The sequence below is a fragment of the Achromobacter sp. HZ34 genome (assembly GCF_002209485.1).
Lineage (GTDB): Bacteria > Pseudomonadota > Gammaproteobacteria > Burkholderiales > Burkholderiaceae_B > Bordetella_C.
The window spans coordinates 281,374-299,985 of sequence record NZ_NJIX01000008.1; the positions used below are offsets into that span (position 1 = coordinate 281,374).

The window sequence follows — 18,612 nt, forward strand, 5'->3', positions numbered from 1 at the left end:
ACCTATGGAACCCGTCATGGATTACACCGGCGGATTGGGCCAGCGGCCGCAGAATGCGATGGTGTTGCTGGTGGACGACCAGATCATGGTCGGTGAAGCGATACGGCGCGCCCTGGCCGATGAGCCGAATATCGACTTTCATTTCTGCGCCGATCCGCATGAGGCGCTCAACGTCGCCACCCAGACCCGGCCTACGGTCATCCTGCAAGACCTGGTGCTGCCCGGCGTCGACGGACTGACGCTGGTGCGCGCCTATCGCGCCAACCCCGCCACGCGCGACATCCCCATCATCGTGCTGTCGACCAAGGAAGACGCAGTGGTCAAGAGCGCCGCCTTCAGCGCGGGCGCCAACGATTACCTGGTCAAGCTGCCCGACACCATCGAACTGGTGGCGCGCATCCGCTACCACTCGCGCAGCTATCTTGCCATGCTGCAGCGCGACGAGGCCTACCAGGCCTTGCGGCAGAGCCAGCAGCAATTGCTGGAGACCAATCTGGAATTGCGGCGCCTGACCAATTCCGATGGGTTGACCGGCCTGGCCAATCGCCGTTATTTCGACGGCTACCTTGGCGCCGAATGGAAGCGCGCGTTGCGCGAACGGCTGGACCTGAGCCTGCTGATGATCGACGTCGATCACTTCAAGAGCTACAACGATGCCTATGGCCATATGGCCGGCGACGAAGTATTGAAGAAAGTGGCCTCGACCATCGCCAGCTGCTGCGACCGTTCCACCGATCTGCCGGCGCGTTTCGGCGGCGAGGAGTTCGCCGTCGTGCTGCCGGGGACGCCGGCCGGCGGTGTGCGGCTGATTGCCGAGAAGATCCGCCGCTCCATCGAAGCCCTGCGCATTCCTCATCGCGATTCAGCGACCGCGGAATGGCTGACCATCAGCGTAGGCATGGCCACGTTGATGCCGGAACGGCTGGACTCCTTCACCCAGCTGATCGACGCCGCCGACCGCGGCCTGTACGAAGCCAAACGCCACGGCCGTAACCGGGTCATGGCGCAGGAAGCATGATAAGAATAAGAATTATTGCTATTATTGTGGGCTTGCTGCATCGCGCTGGCCTGCCGTCTTTCGCCGTATGTCTTCTCCGCCCAAATCCGCCAAGGGTTGGCTCGCCCATTACCGCGAGCTGATGGGCGCATGGCGTCGCAAGAATCCGCAGGATGGCGAAGACGCCATGCAGGACGCGGTGGTCGGCATGCTGGAAAGCGGCCTCAGCAGCATCCGGGATCCGCGCGCTTACCTGTCGCGCAGTACCGCCAACGGACTGGTGGACCGCCATCGCCGCCGCGGTGTGCTCGACGTCCGTCCGCTCGATGAGCTGGACGAGAGCGACCAGCCGGCCGTCCAGGACGGCCAGTCCGCGCTTTACGCCAAGCAGGTGCTCGATATCTTGATGAGCGGCCTGGAAGAATTGCCGCCGAGCTGCCGCAAGGTGTATATCCAGCATCGCCTGGAAGGCTGGAGCCATACGGAAATCGCCCAGGATATGGGGATTTCCCGCAGCATGGTGGAAAAGCATATGAACCGCGCGCTCCTGCATCTGCATGAAAAGTTGCGGAGCTACACGCCATGACGAACCTGCGCGCAATGCCTCCCGTTTTCGAGCTTCGTCCTGGACCCTGGCCGCGGGGGATGTGGCCATGAACGCCAACGCCGACATCCAGGGCGACGACGGGATCCGCGAGCGCGCGGCGTACTGGCTGACGCGCATCCATTCGGGCGAGGCCACCCACGCGGAAGTGGACGCCTGTGCCGCGTGGCGCCGCGCCGACCCCGCGCACGATCGCATGTATCGCAGCATGGACTACGTCTGGCGCGCGTCGCAGCATCTGCCCGAACAGCAGTTGCGGGCGCTGCTGGATAGCAGCGGCGCCGCCATGCCTGCCGACCGTGCCAGCGACACGGTCACTGGCGGAGCCGCCGGTCAGCGTCCCGCCAAGGCCGAAGCCAAGGCCATTACCCATGCCTCCTGGTCGCGCCGCCGCTTCGCCTATGGCGCCGGCGCGGTGAGCGCGGCCGCGGTTGCGGCCGCGCTGCTGCCTAATCTGCGCAGCGATCCCGCGCAATACGAAGCCACGTTCGAGACGGCGCTCGGCGAACGCCGGCAAATCGCGTTGCCCGACGATTCGGTGGTGGATCTGAATGGCAAGACCCACCTGCGCGTGGCGCTGTACGGCGACCGCCGGGAGGTGGAATTGCTCGCCGGGGAAGCGTTTTTCAGCGTTCGGCGCGATACCGCCCGGCCATTCACGGTGCAGGCCGGTGAAGCGCTCGTGACGGTGACCGGTACGCGTTTCGACGTGCGGCGCGACGCCGCCAGCGTGGACGTCAGTGTCGAGTCCGGGTCTGTCAATGTCGCCGCGGGGCCCTGGTGGCATAGGCGCCGGCGTGATCTCGTGGCCGACCAGGCGGTACGGGTGGGCACGGACCGGCGCATCAGCGACGTGACCCGTGTCACGACCCAAAACCTCACTGCCTGGCGCGAAGGCAAGATCGTGTTCAAGGACGCGCCGCTGGTCCTGGTGGTCGCGGAGGTTAACCGCTACCTTGCGCTGCCGGCCCAATTCGACGCTGCTCCGCTCGCTGACTTCCGCATCGCCGGCGTGTTCAACCTGGATGCGCCCCAAGCGGTACTCGAAGCCCTGCCCGCGATCGCCCCGGTGCGCGTGCTGCGCCTGCCAAACGGCGCGCTACGCATCGTGGCGGCGCGTTAGCGCCCACAACATCAAAGCACACGGCGCCTGCCCGCCAAGACGTGAAATGCCAGCGCGCCGAAGCCGTCGAATTTCAACGGTTACACAATAGTTCTCGTTTTCATTGAGGTGTTCGCCAAGCTCATCCGTCATTTCCTATGAGGGAGACCGTCCGCACTCGTGCGCGCGGTCTCAGGAGAAGCCCGGGCCCAGGGCGCAGGCGCGACGGCGCCAGTCTTAGCTATCACTCTGGAAAACAGCACACCGTGGAAATTCAAGCTCGACGCAAGGCCGGCGCCCCCCGGACGGCCTTGCTGATAGGATCGTTGTCGATATCGCTCGCACTCGCCCTGGGGACTGCCGTCACGCAAGCCAACGCGCAGAACACCATCGTTCGCCTCGACATGCCCGCCCAGGCGCTGGGCGATGCCCTGCTGCAACTGGGCCGGCAAACCTCCTTGCAGATCCTCTATGCCCAGGACCTCGTGCGCGGCCTGCAAGCGCCCGCCGTATCCGGCACGTTGACGCCTGAACAGGCCCTGGGCCAGTTGCTGCAAGGCAGTGGCATCGAATACGTGCGCACAGGCAATACCGTGACCCTGGCCAAGCCGCCGTCCACCGGCGCGGCGCAGATGGAAACCGTCAAGGTGGTGGGCGCGAACGACGCCACCACCGAAGGTTCGGGCACCTATGCAGCCAGCGGCGCATCCTTGTTCAAGGGTGCCAATTCGCTGAAAGAGATTCCCCAGTCCGTATCCGTGCTGACCCGCCAGCAGATCGAGGACCAGAATCTCACCACCATCGAAAGCGCGCTCAACCACATGACCGGCGCGCGCGTGTCGGACTTCGACCGAGGCGAGTCTGTCTACGCACGCGGCTACACGGCCAACAAGGAAATCGACGGCGTGCCGCAACAGAACGCGGCCAGCGCCATCGACACCGTGCTGTACGACCGCATCGAATTCCTGCGCGGCCCCTCCGGCCTGCTTAGCGGCACGGGCAACCCGGGCGGCACCGTCAACTATGTCTTGAAACGGCCGCAGCCGGAGTTCAGCGTCAAGGGCGCGGTGACGGTGGGATCCTGGAACACCAGGCGCGGTGAACTGGACGTCACCGGCCCCTTGCTGGAAAACGGCAAGCTGCGCGGACGCGGCGTGTTGATGCAGCAAAGCACCGACGGCTGGCACGATCTGGGCGACGAGAACAAACGCGTCCTGTTCGGCGCACTGGAATACGACTTCACGCCGGACACCACGCTGGGCGTGAGCTACGCCCATTCCGAATACAAGTACTACAACAGCTACGGCCTGCCGACGTACTCGACTGGCAATGTCGTATCGCGCAGTTCTTACCTGGCACCGGACCGGCGCACCACGCAGATCGACGACCGCCTCATGGTGGATTTGAAGCATCGCTTCGCCAACGGCTGGAGCGGACGCGCGGCCTACAGCTATGCCAGCTACAGCCAGAAAGGCTACGCCGGCTACGCGGCCAGCACGGTGGATGCCAATACGGGCCTGGCCAACTATTCGCTCGGCTATCTGAACAACAATTCGCGCTGGAACAGCGTGGACGTCAACGTGTCCGGACCGGTGCGGCTGTTCGAACGCGAGCATGTGCTGACGTTCGGCTACAGCTCGGCCATCTCCGACGCGAAGACGGGTTCGCACTACACCACCGTCAGGAATCGGGACGTCCTCAACGATCACGATTACGACGCCATCATCGCGGCGTCCGACCTGGAAGACATTCCCAACCGCACGGAGACGTACACGCAACAGAGCGGCGTCTACGCCAACGCGCGCATCAAGCTGGCGGACCCCTTGACGCTGGTGCTGGGCAGCCGCTGGACCGACTATTCCAGCAAGACCCGCTCGGTCGGCGCAACCCCCACCGACTGGACGACGGGTGCCGCGCAGGCCAGCAAGAAGTTCACGCCCTATGGCGGGCTGGTGTGGGACGTCAACGAACAGGTGACGCTATACGCCAGCTATGCCGACATCTTCATCCCGCAAACGCAGCAGGATGCCCAGGGCAACGCCCTGGATCCGCGCGTGGGCTGGCAGACGGAAGTCGGCGCCAAGACGTCATGGATGGATGGCGCGCTGGATGCCACCGTGGCCCTGTTCCGTATCCGCGACAAGAACCGCGCCATGGTGGATCCGGACAATGTCGGCTGCGGCGGCACCAGCGCCGGCACGTGCTATCGCGCCGCGGGTGAAGTGCAAAGCCAGGGGGTCGAGTTCGAGGTGACCGGCAGGCCGACCCCGCAATGGGACATCATCACCGGCTACACCTACAACAGCAATAAATACCTGAGCGATTCGAACGCGGCCAATGTGGGCAAGCGCTTCCAGGCGCCGGAGCATATGTTCAAGCTCTGGACGCAATACCACTTCGTGGACGAGTTCAATGCCGCCCTGGCCGGCTGGACCGTCGGCGGCGGCATGTATGTGCAAAGCGACATCGACAACGACACGGTGCGGCAACGGGGTTACGCCACGTTCAGTGCCCGTGTCGCGTATCGCATCAACGATCGCTGGGAAGCCAGCGTGCTTGCCAACAACCTGTTCGACCGCACGTACCTGCGCACGACCGGCTATGCCGCCTACTACAACAGCTATGGCGAACCACGCAATGTGATGCTGACGTTGCGGGGCAAGTTCTAGACCGGCGGCGTCTCAGGGCGCGGCGGCGCCACAATGCATCAGAGAAACCGATCCAGCAGCTTGCGGCTCGGTTTGTCCATCGCTGACAGATCGCGGACCAGGTAATGGATGCCGTGGCTGTCGGCGATCAATAACGTATGCGCACCCAGGCGGCGGATGTCTTCCTCGCCGCGCAGCACGAAGGTGGTCGGGCCGCGATCGGTCATCACGTCCCAGCTGCTGGGCGTGGCATAACCTTGCACCGCCACGATGCGCTGGATCTCCGGCATGAATTCCCGGCTGGCCAGCTCTTCGCGCAGCAGCGCGGCGATGTCCGCCGGCAGGTCTTCCAGGCGTTCGATCCAGACGATCTCATGGCCCTCGGCGTCGACCAGCGAAAGCCCGCGATCCGGATCGCTGATGGGAAACGCGCGCACCGGCAGCACACCTTCGCGCACGACGCCATCGGTGCCGGTATGGACCAGGCGCCCCTGGGCGTTGCGATGCAATGTGAAAGCGTTTGAACTCATGGCAGCACCAGATCGTCATCGTCGTCTTCCACCTGCGCCTCGGCTTCCGCCGCGCGCGCCTGCGCCTGGTAAAGACGATAGTAGGCACCCTCGCGCGCCATCAGCTCGTCATGGCCACCCTGCTCGACGATCTGTCCGCGATCCAGCACCACCAGCTGATCCGCCTTGCGCAAGGTACTCAGGCGATGCGCGATGGCAATCGTGGTGCGCCCGCGCACAAGGTTATCCAGGGCGATCTGGATTTCCTTCTCGGTGGCGGTATCGACCGATGAAGTCGCTTCATCGAGAATCAGGATGCGCGGATCGATCAGCAAGGCGCGGGCGATGGAAATACGCTGCCGTTCGCCGCCCGACAAGGCCTGCCCGCGCTCGCCCACCAGCGAATCGTAGCCATGCGGCAAACGCAGGATGAATTCGTGCGCATGCGCCGCGCGGGCGGCAGCGATGATGTCCTCGCGCGTGGCGTCCGGCTTGCCGTAGGCGATATTTTCGGCAATCGTGCCGAAGAACAGGAAAGGCTCCTGCAGCACCAGGCCGATATTGCCCCGATACTGCGCCACCGACATGGCGCGGATGTCGATGCCGTCCACCAGGATGGCGCCTTCGGACACGTCGTAGAAGCGGCAGATCAGATTGATCAGCGTGCTCTTGCCCGAACCGCTATGCCCCACCAGGCCCACCATCTTGCCCGGTTCGATGTTCAGGTCCAGGCCGCGTATCACGGAGCGGTTACCGTAGCGGAACCCCACGCCACGCAACTCGATACGGCCTTCCAGATGCGGCACCGGCACGGGCCGGGCGGGTTCCGGTACGCTGGACACGTGATCCAGGATATCGAAGATGCGCTTGGCCCCCGCCGCTGCCTTCTGCGTCACCGACACGATGCGGCTCATGGAATCCAGCCGCGTATAGAACCGGCCGATATAAGCCAGGAACGCCGCCAGCACACCCACCGTGATCTGATGGTTGGACACCTGCCAGATGCCGTAGATCCACACCACCAGCAGGCCGATTTCCGTAAGAAGGGTCACCGTGGGCGAGAACAGCGCCCACACGGTATTGACGCGGTCGTTCACTTCCAGGTTGCGATTATTGGCATCGCGAAAACGCTGCACTTCGCGTTTTTCCTGGGCAAAGGCCTTGACCACCCGGATGCCGGGAATGGTATCGGCCAGCACATTGGTGATTTCCGACCACACCCGGTCCACTTTCTCGAAGCCATGGCGCAAGTGATCGCGCACCACATGGATCATCCACGCGATGAAAGGCAGGGGCACCAGCGTGACCAGCGCCAGCCAGTGATTGATGGAAATCAGGATGGCCGCGGTCATCACGATCATCAACACATCGGTGGCGAAATCCAGAAGATGCAGCGAGAGAAAGACGCAGATGCGATCGGTTTCGCTGCCGATGCGTGCAATCAGATCGCCCGTGCGCTTGCCGCCGAAGTATTCCAGCGACAGGTTCTGCAGGTGCGCATAGGTGGCGGTACGCATGTCGGCGCCTATGCGTTCGCTGACCCAGGCCAGGATATAGGTGCGCGCCCACCCCAGCACCCAGGCCAGCAGGGCCGAGCCCAGCAGCCCCAGCAGCAGCCAGCGGACAGTGTCATAGTTGATCGGCGCCCCGCTCTGGAACGGGATCAGCACGTCGTCCATCAACGGCATGGTCAGGTAGGGCGCCACCAGGGTGGCGGCGGTCGCCAGCAGGGTCAGCACGAACCCGGTGATCAGCGGCGTCCGATACGGCCGGGCGAAGCGCCACAGGCGCAGCAATGCCCAGGTCGATGAGGGGGCGGCGGCTTCGCCATCACAGGTCGGGCATTCTTCCTGCCCCGCCGGCAACGGCGCCTGGCAGCTGGGGCAAACCCGGACGTCTGGCACCTCTTCCGCCATGGCGGGCGTACCGGCAGGCGCATTCAGCGTCGCATGCCGGCGCGTGTAGGCGTCCAGCAGGCGCAGCGCCGCGGGGTTGCGGCCCAGCGTATAGCGCCAGACCGCCAGCCGGGCGTGCTCACCATAGAGTTCCAGCGCGCCCGCCCCGGCGTGATCGGACAGCGTCAACACGCGTGTGTCGGCCAGCGCCCAGCGCCGCCATTGGGCGTGGTCGGGATCATGCGCCAAAATGGCGCGATCGGTTACCAGGAGCAAGCCTGGCCGGAACTTAAGCTCCGTATCGAGGTCTAGTTCCAACGATGCCAGTACCGACTCGTCCGGACCCAATTGGGCCAGGACGTCGGCAGGCAAATTGCTGGGCAATAACTGACCGTCGTATGTGGAAACAGACGAATGATTCTTCATCGAAAACGTTCAAAACCGCGATCGGACCAACAAGGCAAGTTCGCGGTTCCAGCTGGGGGGCTGAAAACGTGTTCCTTCCTTACAACAGAGCAAGCACCATGAGTACTGGGCAATGCCCGACAAAATGGGCCTCATTTTCTATAATCGGCAACATCTGCCAGAATCGCGCAGACAAACAAAAAGCGCTTGAAACGCGCCTCGGTCCTACCGCGGCCCTGCCGCAAATGCCTGGATGCCCTTCCGTCCGCCATCGGATATCTGCTCAAATTAAAACATGAAAAAGAAAGACATTGAATTTCTCGATGTCGTGGCTTTGCGCGGCCCGAACATTTGGACCTACCGGCCGGTGCTGGAAGCCTGGGTCGATATTGGCGAACTGGAAGAATTCCCCTCCAATCTCATCCCCGGTTTCTACGAGCGCCTGTCCACCTGGCTGCCCACGCTGATCGAACATCGCTGCAGCCCCGGCGTGCGCGGCGGCTTCCTGCAACGCCTGCGTGAAGGCACGTGGCCGGGCCATATCCTGGAACACGTCACCCTGGAACTGCAGAACCTGGCCGGTCTGCCCGGCGGCTTCGGCAAAGCGCGCGAGACTTCCGAACGGGGTGTCTACAAGGTGGTCGTGCGGGCCTGGCAGGAACAGGTCACGCGCGCGGCGCTGGCTGAAGGCCGCGACCTGGTCATGGCGGCCATCGAGGACCGTCCCTTCGATGTCGACGCCACCGTGGCGCGCCTGCGCCGCCTGGTCGACCGCCACGGCCTGGGCCCCAGCACCGCCTGCATCGTCGATGCCGCGGATGACCGCGACATCCCTTATACCCGCCTGTTCGAAGGCAATCTGGTGCAGTTCGGCTACGGCGCGCGCCAGCGCCGCATCTGGACCGCCGAGACCGACAAGACCAGCGCCATCGCGGAAGGCATCTCGCGCGACAAGGACCTGACCAAGGCACTGCTGTCCGAATGCGGCGTGCCGGTGCCGGAAGGCCGCCTGGTCAAGACCGCCGCCGAGGCCTGGGAAGCCGCGCAGGACATCGGCCTGCCCGTGGTGGTCAAGCCCTACGACGGCAATCACGGCCGGGGCGTCTTCACCAACCTGACGACCTACGAGGAAGTGGCATCGGCCTATGCCGTGGCCGACGAGGAAGGCAGCGGCGTGATGGTCGAGCGCTTCGTGGTGGGCAACGAACACCGCCTGCTGGTGGTGGGCGACCGCATGGTGGCCGCGGCCCGCGGCGAGCCGGCCTGGGTGGTGGGCGACGGCGTCTCCACCATCGACGAGCTGATCGAAAGCCAGATCAATTCCGATCCCCGCCGCGGTCGCGGCGAGGATTGCCCGCTGAACCCGGTGCGCCTGGACTCCGCGGCCCGCCTGGAAGTGGCGCGCCAGGGCCTGACGCCGGAGGCCGTGCCCGCCGCCGACCGCCGCGTGCTGATCCAGCGCAACGGCAATGTCGCCTTCGACTGCACCGACGTGGTCCATCCCGAAGTGGCGCGCGCCGTGGTGCTGGCCGCGCGCATCGTCGGCCTGGACGTGGCCGGCGTGGACCTGGTGGCCGAAGACATCTCGCGGCCGCTGGAAGAACAGCGCGGCGCCATCGTCGAAGTCAATGCGGGCCCCGGCCTGTTGATGCATTTGAAGCCGGCCGAGGGCACGCCGCGTCCGGTCGGCCGCGCCATCGTCGACCATCTGTTCCCCGAAGGCGAAGACGGCCGCATCCCCGTGGTGGGCGTCACCGGCACCAACGGCAAGACCGTGGTATCGCGCCTGATCGGCCGTCTGCTGTCGCTGTGGGGCAAGCATGTGGGCGTGGCCTGCAGCGAAGGCCTGTATTTCGACCGCCGCCAGGTGCAGAAAGGCGATTGCGCCAACTGGGCGTCCGGCCGCCGCGTGCTGATGAACCGCTCCGTCGACGCTGCCGTCATCGAGAACAGCAGCGCCGTGGTGCTGGGCCAGGGCCTGGCCTACGATCGCTGCCAGGTTGGCGTGGTCACCAATATCGACGCGGCCGATCATCTGGGCGACTTCGACATCAGCGATGCGGACCGCATGTTCAATGTGCTGCGCACGCAAGTGGACGTGGTGCTGCCCTCGGGCACGGCCGTGCTGAACGCGCGCGATCCGCGCGTGGTGGAAATGGCCGCCCTTTGCGATGGCGACGTGCTGTATTTCGGCATCGATCCGCGCAATCCCGTCATCGCCTCGCACGTGGCGCTGGGCAAGCGCGCGGTGTATGTACGCGACGGCCAGGTGATCATGGCCACCGGCTCGCAGGAAGAAGCGCTGGCGGCCGCGGCCATCCTGCCGCTGACCCACGGCGGCCGTGTCGCCTTCCAGCTGGAAAACGTGCTGGCCGCCGTCGGTGCGGCCTGGGCGCTGGGCGTGCCGGTGGACCTGATCCGCGTCGGCATCGAGACCTTCGACGTCGACCAGGCCGATGCGCCCTGGCAGTTCACCGCGTATGAACGCGACGGCGCCACCGTGGTGGTGGACGGCGCGCACAATGTGTCGGCGCTGCACGCGCTGACCGACGCCATCCAGCACTTCCCGGCCCGGCATCGCACCATCGTCTACGGTGCCGGCCTGGACCGCCGCGACGAAGACCTGGTGGCCCAGGGCCTGGCGCTGGGCGCGGTGTTCGATCGCGTGGTGCTGTACGACGACAGCACCGTTCCCACCAAGCGGCCGGCCGGCCAGGCGCGCGCGCTGCTGCGCGCCGGCCTGGAACAGGCCCAGCGCGTAAAGGAAATCGTCGACGAGCCCGACCACGCGCTGGCTGCCAACGACGTGCTGGCGCGCCTGCGTCCCGGCGACTTCGTGCTGCTGCAAACCGACGAAGGCGCGTCCGAACCCACCATCAACCTGGTCCGTCGCTGGATCCAGCAAAGCTGACGACAGGAATCATCCGCATGGAAGTCTCCCGCATACGCGCGCTGCGCGGCCCCAATCTGTGGAGCCGCAATACCGGCATCGAGGCCATCGTGACCTGCTCCGATGCCGAATGCTCGATCGACCGCCTGCCGCAGTTCGAAGCCCGACTGCGCATGCGTTTCCCGCAACTGGGGCTGCTGCGGCCCGAAGGCCACCTGGAAGACGTTTCGCTGGCGCACACGCTGGCCCACGTCGCTTTGGCGCTACAGGCCCACGCCGGTTGCCCGGTCACCTTCTGCCGCACCCAAGCCACCATCGAACCCGGCATCTACCAGGTGGTGTTCGAATACAGCGAGGAATCGGTCGGCCGCCTGGCGCTGGAACTGGCCGAGCAGCTTTGCCTGGCGGCCATGGACGACCAGCCCTTCGACCTGGCCGATGCCCTGCACCGCCTGCGTGACATGGACGAGGACCTGCGCCTGGGGCCCAGCACCGGTTCCATCGTGAATGCCGCCGTGGCGCGCGGCATCCCTTTCCGCCGCCTGACGCAAGGCAGCATGGTGCAGTTCGGCTGGGGGTCGCGCCAGCGCCGCATCCAGGCTGCCGAAACCGACCTGACCAGCGCCATTTCGGAATCGATCGCGCAGGACAAGGACTTGACCAAGATGCTGCTGGACGCCGCCGGCGTGCCGGTGCCGCTGGGCCGCACGGTCGACAACGTCGAGGACGCGTGGACCGCCGCGCAGGCGCTGCAAGGTCCCGTGGTGGTCAAGCCGCGTGACGGCAGCCAGGGCCGCGGCGTGGCGGTGAACATCGAGACCCGCGAACAGATCGAAGCGGCCTATGCCGCCGCCGAAGCCATCAGCGACGACGTCATCGTCGAGCGCTACATCCCGGGCCACGACTTCCGCATGCTGGTGGTCGGCGACACCCTGGTGGCCGCCGCGCGCCGCGATCCGCCGCAGGTGTCCGGCGACGGCAACCACACCATCAGCGAACTGGTGGCCGTGGTCAATACCGATCCCCTGCGTGGTGACGGCCATGCCACCACGCTGACGAAGATACGCATCGACGACATCGCCAAGGGAGTGCTGGCCAAGCAAGGCTATACCCCTGACTCCGTGCCGCCCGCGGGCGCGCGCGTGGTCCTGCGCAACAACGCCAACCTCAGCACCGGCGGCTCGGCCACCGACGTGACCGATGAAGTGCATCCTGAAATGGCGGCGCGCGTGGTCACGGCCGCGCGCATGATAGGCCTGGATCTATGCGGCGTGGACGTGGTGGCGGAGTCGGTGCACCAGCCGCTGGAAGACCAGCGCGGCGGCATCGTGGAAATCAACGCCGCGCCGGGCCTGCGCATGCATTTGAATCCGTCGTTCGGCAAGGGCCGCGCGGTGGGTGAAGCCATCATCGCCAATATGTACAAGGAAGGCGAGGACGGCCGCATTCCGGTGGTGGCCGTGGCGGGCACCAATGGCAAGACCACCACGGTGCGGCTGACCGCGCACATCCTGGGCCAGAACGGCAGCACGGTGGGCATGACCAATTCGGATGGTGTGTATATCGGCGACCGCCGTATCGACACCGGCGATTGCAGCGGCCCGCGCAGTGCCCGCAGCGTGCTGCTGCATCCCGAAGTGGATGCGGCCGTGCTGGAGACGGCGCGGGGCGGCATCTTGCGCGAAGGCCTGGCCTTCGATCGCTGCGACGTGGCCGTCGTGACCAACATCGGCATGGGCGATCACCTGGGCCTGGGTTATATCAGCACGGTTGAAGACCTGGCGGTGGTGAAGCGGGTGATCGTGCAGTATGTGGCCAGCAAGGGCACGGCGGTGTTGAACGCGGCCGATCCCATTGTGGCGGAGATGGCGCTGGCCTGCCCTGGCAGTGTCACGTATTTCGCGCACGACAAGAATCATCCGCGCATGGTCACGCATCGTGCGCAGGGCTTGCGGGTGGTGTATCGCGACGGCGACAGCATCGTCGCCGCGCAGGGGGGGGACGAGCACGCCATTGCCCTGTCCAGCATTCCCTTGACGCGCAGGGGCAGCATTCCCTTCCAGGTGGAAAACGCCATGGCCGCGGTTGCCGCGACGTGGGCGTTGGGGGTGGATTGGACGCAGATCGAGCGGGGCCTGGGGTCTTTCGTGAACGACGCCGCGTCGGCGCCGGGACGCTTCAATGTGTTCGATTATCGCGGTGCGACGGTGATTGCCGACTATGGGCACAATCCGGACGCCATGATTGCCCTGATCCAGGCGGTCGACGCCATGCCGGCCAAGCGCCGGGTGGCGCTGATCAGCGGGGCGGGCGATCGCCGTGACGAGGACATCCGGCGGCAGACCGAACTGCTGGGCGAGGCGTTCGACGAGGTGCTGCTGTACCAGGACCAATGCCAACGAGGCCGTGCCGATGGGGAAGTCATCGCGTTGCTGCGCGAAGGCTTGCGCAATGCCAGCCGGGCGAAGTATTCGGACGAGATCGACGGCGAGTTCATTGCCATCGATACGGCGCTGGGACGTTTGAAGGCCGGTGACCTGTGCTTGATCCTGGTCGACCAGGTGGAAGAGGCCCTGGCGCATATCGCGCAACGCATCGAGGAGAGCAACGCCAGGGCGTAGAGACTGGGGAGACTGCACTTCCTGGATTCGGGGCCGCTCGCCTGGACATTTCGGGCGCCTTCCCTCCTCCCCGAACAAGCCATGGGCGCCCGCAGGGCGCCCATGGCTTTTTTTATCGGCGAGGCGAGCCCCGCTGCAAGCAAATTGATCAGCAGTAACAAACCTTTAATTGGGGCCCTCCCCGGGAACGCTTATTGCTCTACCCCAGAGCACAAGCGCGGCCATCCCCCGATGCCCGGCGCCCATCATCAACCAGGAGGTTCCCCATGCTTCACTACGCCGTCGTCTTCTTCATCATCGCCATCATCGCGGCCGTGCTCGGCTTTGGTGGCATCGCCGCGGGCGCGGCCGGCATCGCGAAGATCCTGTTCTTCGTATTCCTCGTGCTGGCCCTGCTGTCCATCCTCAGCGGCGCCTTCCGCAGGAAGTGACCACGCTCGGCCCCTGACTTCAAAAAGCAGGCCATGACGCAAGAATGGCCTGGCTTTTGAAGCCAGGGCCACGCAAGCCCGTAATTCCCATTTTTGGACTGATCGCGAAATCGGTTCGGCAGGACATGCCGATCGGCACTATTCGTTGCAGATGTCCTGTTAAAAAATTCGCGTAGCAACCAGGAGGTACCCCCATGATGCAAACCCGTAAACTGATCGCCGCCGCCGCGCTGGGATTTGGCGCAGTCGTCACCTCGGTCGCCTATGCCGCCGACGATGCCAAACCCAAACAATCGGTCGGCGAATATACGTCCGACGCGGCAATCACCACCAAGGTGAAGGCCGAAATCGTCGGCAACTCCGCGCTCAGCGTGCTGGACATCGCCGTGGAAACCCAGAACGGCGTGGTTACCCTGAGCGGTTCGGTCGCCACCGCCGCCCAAAGCGACGAAGCGACTCGCGTCACCCGCACCGTCAAGGGCGTGACCCAGGTGAAGAACAACCTGAAGGTCGATCCCTCCAAGTCGCACAAGTAAGCAAGACGCCGCGCGCGGCCAGTCCCGCGCCAGGAAAAATCGCCGCGATCCGGTAAAGATCGCGGCGATTTTTTATCGCCAGTGCCATTCGCCTGCGCGCCTGAAGCACTGCTCATCCCGCTCCACCGAGAAGACGGCCGCGCGTAGCCTGCCGCGCAGGGAACGAAAGAAGACGTGCGTCCACAAATTGCACCGCGGTGTACCGCCGCCGTGCCAGTGCTGATCGCGTCCGATCAGCCCCATATTCGAATGGAGCCGTCGATGACGAACGTTTCTTCTTCCCACCCTCCGGACCCAACGCCGAACGACCCGGCAAGGCCAGTCGACCCCGTCGGCCAAGGCCGTGTCGGCGTACTCGGTTTTCAGCCCGGCAACGCCGGCACACCGTCCGGCGCAGCGCGCAGCTCGCTGGGCCGGGCCTCGCCCAAGACGCTTTCATTGCCTTTCGGGGACGTGAAGCTCTGCATGAAACCGGGCAAGGCAGGAGACGACCACAAGCCACGCTTCGCGCTTGCCTTGCAAATGCCCATGCCCCCGTCAGCCATCCCAGCCTCCATCGCGCGGCCGAACCAGGCGGAAATCGACGACGCGGAACACGGAGTCTACCTTTCAGAAGCGGCGGCGCAAGGAAAGATGCGCAAGGAGCGGAACCTGGCGAACCGGCATCTGCAAGGCCAGGAGATACTATCCACGCCAAAATTACACAGTTCGGAAGACCCGCGCAGTACAGATGGCCAGGTCAGGCTGATTGCCGACAGAAGGACCGTTCCCCTCGATGTGCAAGCGTATTGGGGCCGGTCGCGCGGTGCGTACGAGACCCGCCTCGACGTGCCCTATTGCACCATGTCCTCCGGCGCCGGGGTAGCGAACAAGATGAATGTACGCATGCTGGACGGGCAATTCGAAGCCCCGCTAAGCGACATCCTCGTCGACGGTTTCGATCTCTCCATCGATGGACAGAAACAGAAGGTTCACCTGCACGCCATGTTCAATGGACATGGCGGCCGGCGTTGCCTGGACCACGCGAAGAATGCCTATTCGTCCGTGCTGCGGAAGAACCTGGAAAGATTCTGCCAGGGGAAGTTGTCGGACCGGGCCGTCGTCAATGCGCTGAATATCACGTCCGTCGAGGCGTCCCGCAGCCTGGCCCCGGAGACCACAGGCGGCGCCACGGCCAACGTCATCGTCACCATCGGCGACAAGGCCTGGATATCGACGCTGGGCGACGTAGGCGCCATTCTCGTCAGGCCCGACCGGACGGAGCAACTCAGCGACCCGGACACAGTCGGTCCGCGCGCCCTGGGAGACCATGACATTCCTGGGGTCAGCGCCCGTCCCAAAGTGTTCTCGATAGCGTTGTCCGACATGCAGGACGGTGGCGGCAAGCACTGCTACCTGGTCCAGTTCACCGATGGCGTACGCAAGACAATGTCGGAATCGACCATCGCGCTGCGGGTCAGGTACCGTGACTCAAAGGGATATACGCCCGCACTCATTGCCGAACAGCTCGTCGAAGAAGCGGCCTATCGCGGTACCCGCGATGATGCAATGGTGATGGTCATCCCGGTCTCAGCGCTGGTGACACGTCAGGCTGCCACGCCTGCGAGCTGAATCACCAGACCAGGAACAGCAACACCCACGCGTAGCAGAACGGCGCCAGGCCAGCCGCGAACACCAGCCACGCGGCCAGGCGGCGGCCCACGCCGGCGCCCTGGCGTTGTCCCATCACCCGCCAGGCCAGGCGCAGGGTCCACGCGATGGCCAGCGTCAGCAACGTGAAACGCACCGGATTGGCCCAATGCGCGGCCATCCCTTCGTGCTTGAGCAAGGTGATGGTGGTGGACGTCAGCCCCAGGAACACGCCGATGCCGGCCGTGGGAATCAAGGGCTGCGCCAGCTTGTGCAGGCCCGCGCCGCCGATCCAGGTGCGCGGCGCCAGCGCCGGCAGGATGCGGTCGGCCAGCCACAGCGCCAGGTACAGCACGCCGCCGATCACGGCGGTGGTGGCCGCCACGAAGATCAGCAGGCAGGCGCCGTCCAGCCAGGAAAAGCTGTCGTTGACTTCCGGATAGTGCGTCAGGATGAACCAGGGCGCGTTGTCCAGCAGCGGCCAGGTGATGTCGCGCTCGATCAGCCACGTGGCCAGCCACTGCTTCATGGTCACGAACCACGGGCTGGAGGTCCACAGGAACGCGCCCATGGCGATGCCCATCATGCCGTACACCATCAGCACGGTCTGCCAGACGTCGCCTTCGGACGTCTCCACGACTTCATGTTCAGGCGAACGCGGACCCAGCGTCAGGGCGCCGCGATAACCGCTGCAGCGGCCGCACATATGGCAGTCGCCCGCCGTCTTCATCTGGCGCAAAGGCACCAGCGGGGCACAGTTGATGGGCTCGATGCGGATGACGGGATGGCGCCAGGCCTGCTCGTCCACCTTGAAATGCCACGGCGCCAGCTTGGCCAGCAGATTGAATACACCGTTGACCGGGCACAGGTATTTGCACCAGACCCGCTTGCTGCGGCCATAGCGCCAGCCCACGATCATGGCGGCCACGGTGGACCCGCCCAGCACCGCCAGCACCGCCAGCGGATATTGATACACGCTGACCATCTGGCCATACACCGTGGTCAGCGCAAAGGCCACGAAAGGCCAGCCGCCCCAGCGCATCCAGCGGGGAATGGCACGCCCCTGGCCCCGTTCGCTGGCCCATTCGGTAAGCATGCCTTCCGGACAGAACAGCCCGCACCAGGCGCGTCCCATCACGGGCATGGACACCAGCACGAAGGGCCACCAGATGCCCCAGAAGGCGAACTGGGCGACGATGGTCAGGTTGTTGAAGACGGACGCAGTGTTGTCGGGCAGGGGCATGGCCGCCGGCACGATCAACAGAAACGCATATAGCGCGACGATGCCCCACTGCAGCTTGCGCAGCAAAGAGGCATGGTCGCGCAGGAAATCGGCGACCCGCGAGCTTGCCCGCCCCAGTCGCCCCGCTGCCACAACAGCCATCGTACTCACCTGCCTTGCGTACCGCGTCCGGTACGCTTTTGTGTTGCCTGAGTCCCAGACTTTAACAGTTCAGGTTCAACAGTTCGGGTTCAACCCTTCAGCCGACCTGCCTGGCGGCCTGCGTCTTCTGGGCCTGCAGCCGCGCCGCCTTGGCATCGACCATGCGCAGCGTCAGCCACACACCGATCCAATACACGGCGAATGCCAGCACCGAAATCAAGGCCGGCATGGCGCGATAGCCACCGAAGTCCGCCAGGATCTTGCCCAGGCCGCCGCTATCGCTAAGCAGCCAGCTGGTGTCCCAGACCGGATCGACGATCGTCGGCACCACGTCCAGGGAGATCAGGCGGTCCAGGCCACCGATCAACAGGGAACCCGCCAGCAGCAACAGCAGGAATTCCGTCAGGGCAAAAAAGCGCCGCCAGGTAATCAGCTTGCCGCCCAGTTGCAGCAGCCAGAACGTCAGCAGGGCCGCGATGAAACCGCCCACGCCGGCCAGCGCCAGCATCCACGCGCCGCCACTGGCGTCGCCGGCCGACACCGTGCCGTACAGGAACACCACGGTCTCGCTGCCCTCGCGCGCCACGGCGATCATGACCAGGATCAGCAAGCCCCACCAGTTGTCCTTGCTCACCGAGTCGCGCGCACCGGTCTCCAGCTCGCGCTTCAGGGTGCGGCCGTGCTTCTTCATCCACAGCACCATCTGCACCACCAGCGCGCAGGCCACCAGCGCCATGCCGGCCTGGAACCATTCCTGGCCCTCGTCCGACAGCCACGACGACACGCCCAGCAGCACCAGCGCCAGCGCGCCCGCCAGGGCCAGGCCCGCGGCCACCCCGCCCCATAGATAAGGCAAGCCACGGCGTCCCTCGGGGGAGGAGCGCAGCCAGGTGTACAGAATGCCTACGACCAGCAGGGCTTCGACGCTTTCGCGCCAGACGATAAAAGAGACCTGTTCCAT

13 protein-coding genes are annotated in these 18,612 nt (G+C 65.0%); 9 read left to right on the top strand and 4 right to left on the bottom strand.

What is annotated here, in order from left to right:
• Positions 1-4: 4 nt before the first annotated feature.
• The 4 genes from CEY05_RS27205 to CEY05_RS27220 all read left to right on the top strand — a co-directional run bounded on the left by CEY05_RS27205 (position 5) and on the right by CEY05_RS27220 (position 5,372).
• On the top strand, positions 5-1,018 hold the full coding sequence (locus CEY05_RS27205) for a PleD family two-component system response regulator (RefSeq protein ID WP_088600394.1): 1,014 nt from the start codon (positions 5-7) through the stop codon (positions 1,016-1,018).
• A gap of 67 nt (positions 1,019-1,085) precedes the next feature.
• Positions 1,086-1,583 (top strand): sigma-70 family RNA polymerase sigma factor, encoded by a 498-nt coding sequence (locus CEY05_RS27210; protein WP_088600395.1) that lies wholly within the window; start codon positions 1,086-1,088, stop codon positions 1,581-1,583.
• Between the two features lie 67 nt (positions 1,584-1,650).
• The gene (locus tag CEY05_RS27215) at positions 1,651-2,724 is read left to right on the top strand and encodes a FecR domain-containing protein (RefSeq protein ID WP_088600396.1); all 1,074 of its coding nucleotides are present in this window, start codon (positions 1,651-1,653) and stop codon (positions 2,722-2,724) included.
• A gap of 245 nt (positions 2,725-2,969) precedes the next feature.
• On the top strand, positions 2,970-5,372 hold the full coding sequence (locus CEY05_RS27220) for a TonB-dependent receptor (RefSeq protein WP_158219437.1): 2,403 nt from the start codon (positions 2,970-2,972) through the stop codon (positions 5,370-5,372).
• A gap of 38 nt (positions 5,373-5,410) precedes the next feature.
• On the opposite strand, the gene CEY05_RS27225 is transcribed toward CEY05_RS27220, so the two are convergent.
• Together CEY05_RS27225 and CEY05_RS27230 are read right to left on the bottom strand one after the other, a co-directional pair.
• The gene (locus CEY05_RS27225) at positions 5,411-5,881 is read right to left on the bottom strand and encodes a DUF1854 domain-containing protein (protein WP_088600398.1); all 471 of its coding nucleotides are present in this window, start codon (positions 5,879-5,881) and stop codon (positions 5,411-5,413) included.
• A complete protein-coding gene (locus CEY05_RS27230; protein ID WP_088600399.1) occupies positions 5,878-8,181 on the bottom strand; it encodes an ABC transporter ATP-binding protein in 2,304 nt (767 codons plus the stop codon). The genes CEY05_RS27225 and CEY05_RS27230 overlap by 4 nt, the downstream gene beginning before the upstream one ends.
• A 274-nt stretch (positions 8,182-8,455) precedes the next feature.
• Here CEY05_RS27230 and cphA (CEY05_RS27235) point away from each other — a divergent pair, with 274 nt between their 5' ends.
• The 5 genes from cphA (CEY05_RS27235) to CEY05_RS27255 all read left to right on the top strand — a co-directional run bounded on the left by cphA (CEY05_RS27235) (position 8,456) and on the right by CEY05_RS27255 (position 16,249).
• Positions 8,456-11,071: a cyanophycin synthetase gene (gene cphA / locus CEY05_RS27235; protein ID WP_088600400.1), complete on the top strand. Its 2,616-nt coding sequence runs from the start codon at positions 8,456-8,458 to the stop codon at positions 11,069-11,071.
• A 17-nt stretch (positions 11,072-11,088) separates the two neighbouring features.
• Entirely contained in the window at positions 11,089-13,671 is a 2,583-nt protein-coding gene (gene cphA / locus CEY05_RS27240) for a cyanophycin synthetase (RefSeq protein ID WP_088600401.1), read from the top strand.
• Between the two features lie 266 nt (positions 13,672-13,937).
• Positions 13,938-14,102, top strand: a complete 165-nt coding sequence (locus CEY05_RS27245; protein ID WP_082621299.1) for a DUF1328 domain-containing protein — start codon at positions 13,938-13,940, stop codon at positions 14,100-14,102.
• A 197-nt stretch (positions 14,103-14,299) separates the two neighbouring features.
• On the top strand, positions 14,300-14,638 hold the full coding sequence (locus CEY05_RS27250) for a BON domain-containing protein (RefSeq protein WP_088600470.1): 339 nt from the start codon (positions 14,300-14,302) through the stop codon (positions 14,636-14,638).
• Positions 14,639-14,899: 261 nt separating this feature from the next.
• A complete protein-coding gene (locus CEY05_RS27255; protein WP_158219438.1) occupies positions 14,900-16,249 on the top strand; it encodes a PP2C family serine/threonine-protein phosphatase in 1,350 nt (449 codons plus the stop codon).
• A 1-nt stretch (position 16,250) separates the two neighbouring features.
• Here CEY05_RS27255 and CEY05_RS27260 read toward each other — a convergent pair whose 3' ends face one another.
• Positions 16,251-17,651, bottom strand: coding sequence for a 4Fe-4S binding protein (locus CEY05_RS27260; protein ID WP_088600403.1), 1,401 nt, complete (start codon positions 17,649-17,651; stop codon positions 16,251-16,253).
• 97 nt (positions 17,652-17,748) lie between these two features.
• Entirely contained in the window at positions 17,749-18,612 is an 864-nt protein-coding gene (locus CEY05_RS27265) for an FTR1 family protein (protein ID WP_088600404.1), read from the bottom strand.

Bases quoted from the DNA above. Each gene is read 5' to 3' on its own strand.
- CEY05_RS27205 (WP_088600394.1), top strand. From the start codon at position 5: ATGGAACCCGTCATGGATTACACCGGCGGATTGGGCCAGCGGCCGCAG.
- CEY05_RS27210 (WP_088600395.1), top strand. From the start codon at position 1,086: ATGTCTTCTCCGCCCAAATCCGCCAAGGGTTGGCTCGCCCATTACCGC.
- CEY05_RS27215 (WP_088600396.1), top strand. From the start codon at position 1,651: ATGAACGCCAACGCCGACATCCAGGGCGACGACGGGATCCGCGAGCGC.
- CEY05_RS27225 (WP_088600398.1), bottom strand. From the start codon at position 5,881: ATGAGTTCAAACGCTTTCACATTGCATCGCAACGCCCAGGGGCGCCTG.
- CEY05_RS27230 (WP_088600399.1), bottom strand. From the start codon at position 8,181: ATGAAGAATCATTCGTCTGTTTCCACATACGACGGTCAGTTATTGCCC.
- cphA (WP_088600400.1), top strand. From the start codon at position 8,456: ATGAAAAAGAAAGACATTGAATTTCTCGATGTCGTGGCTTTGCGCGGC.
- cphA (WP_088600401.1), top strand. From the start codon at position 11,089: ATGGAAGTCTCCCGCATACGCGCGCTGCGCGGCCCCAATCTGTGGAGC.
- CEY05_RS27245 (WP_082621299.1), top strand. From the start codon at position 13,938: ATGCTTCACTACGCCGTCGTCTTCTTCATCATCGCCATCATCGCGGCC.
- CEY05_RS27250 (WP_088600470.1), top strand. From the start codon at position 14,300: ATGCAAACCCGTAAACTGATCGCCGCCGCCGCGCTGGGATTTGGCGCA.
- CEY05_RS27255 (WP_158219438.1), top strand. From the start codon at position 14,900: ATGACGAACGTTTCTTCTTCCCACCCTCCGGACCCAACGCCGAACGAC.
- CEY05_RS27260 (WP_088600403.1), bottom strand. From the start codon at position 17,651: ATGGCTGTTGTGGCAGCGGGGCGACTGGGGCGGGCAAGCTCGCGGGTC.
- CEY05_RS27265 (WP_088600404.1), bottom strand. From the start codon at position 18,612: ATGGAACAGGTCTCTTTTATCGTCTGGCGCGAAAGCGTCGAAGCCCTG.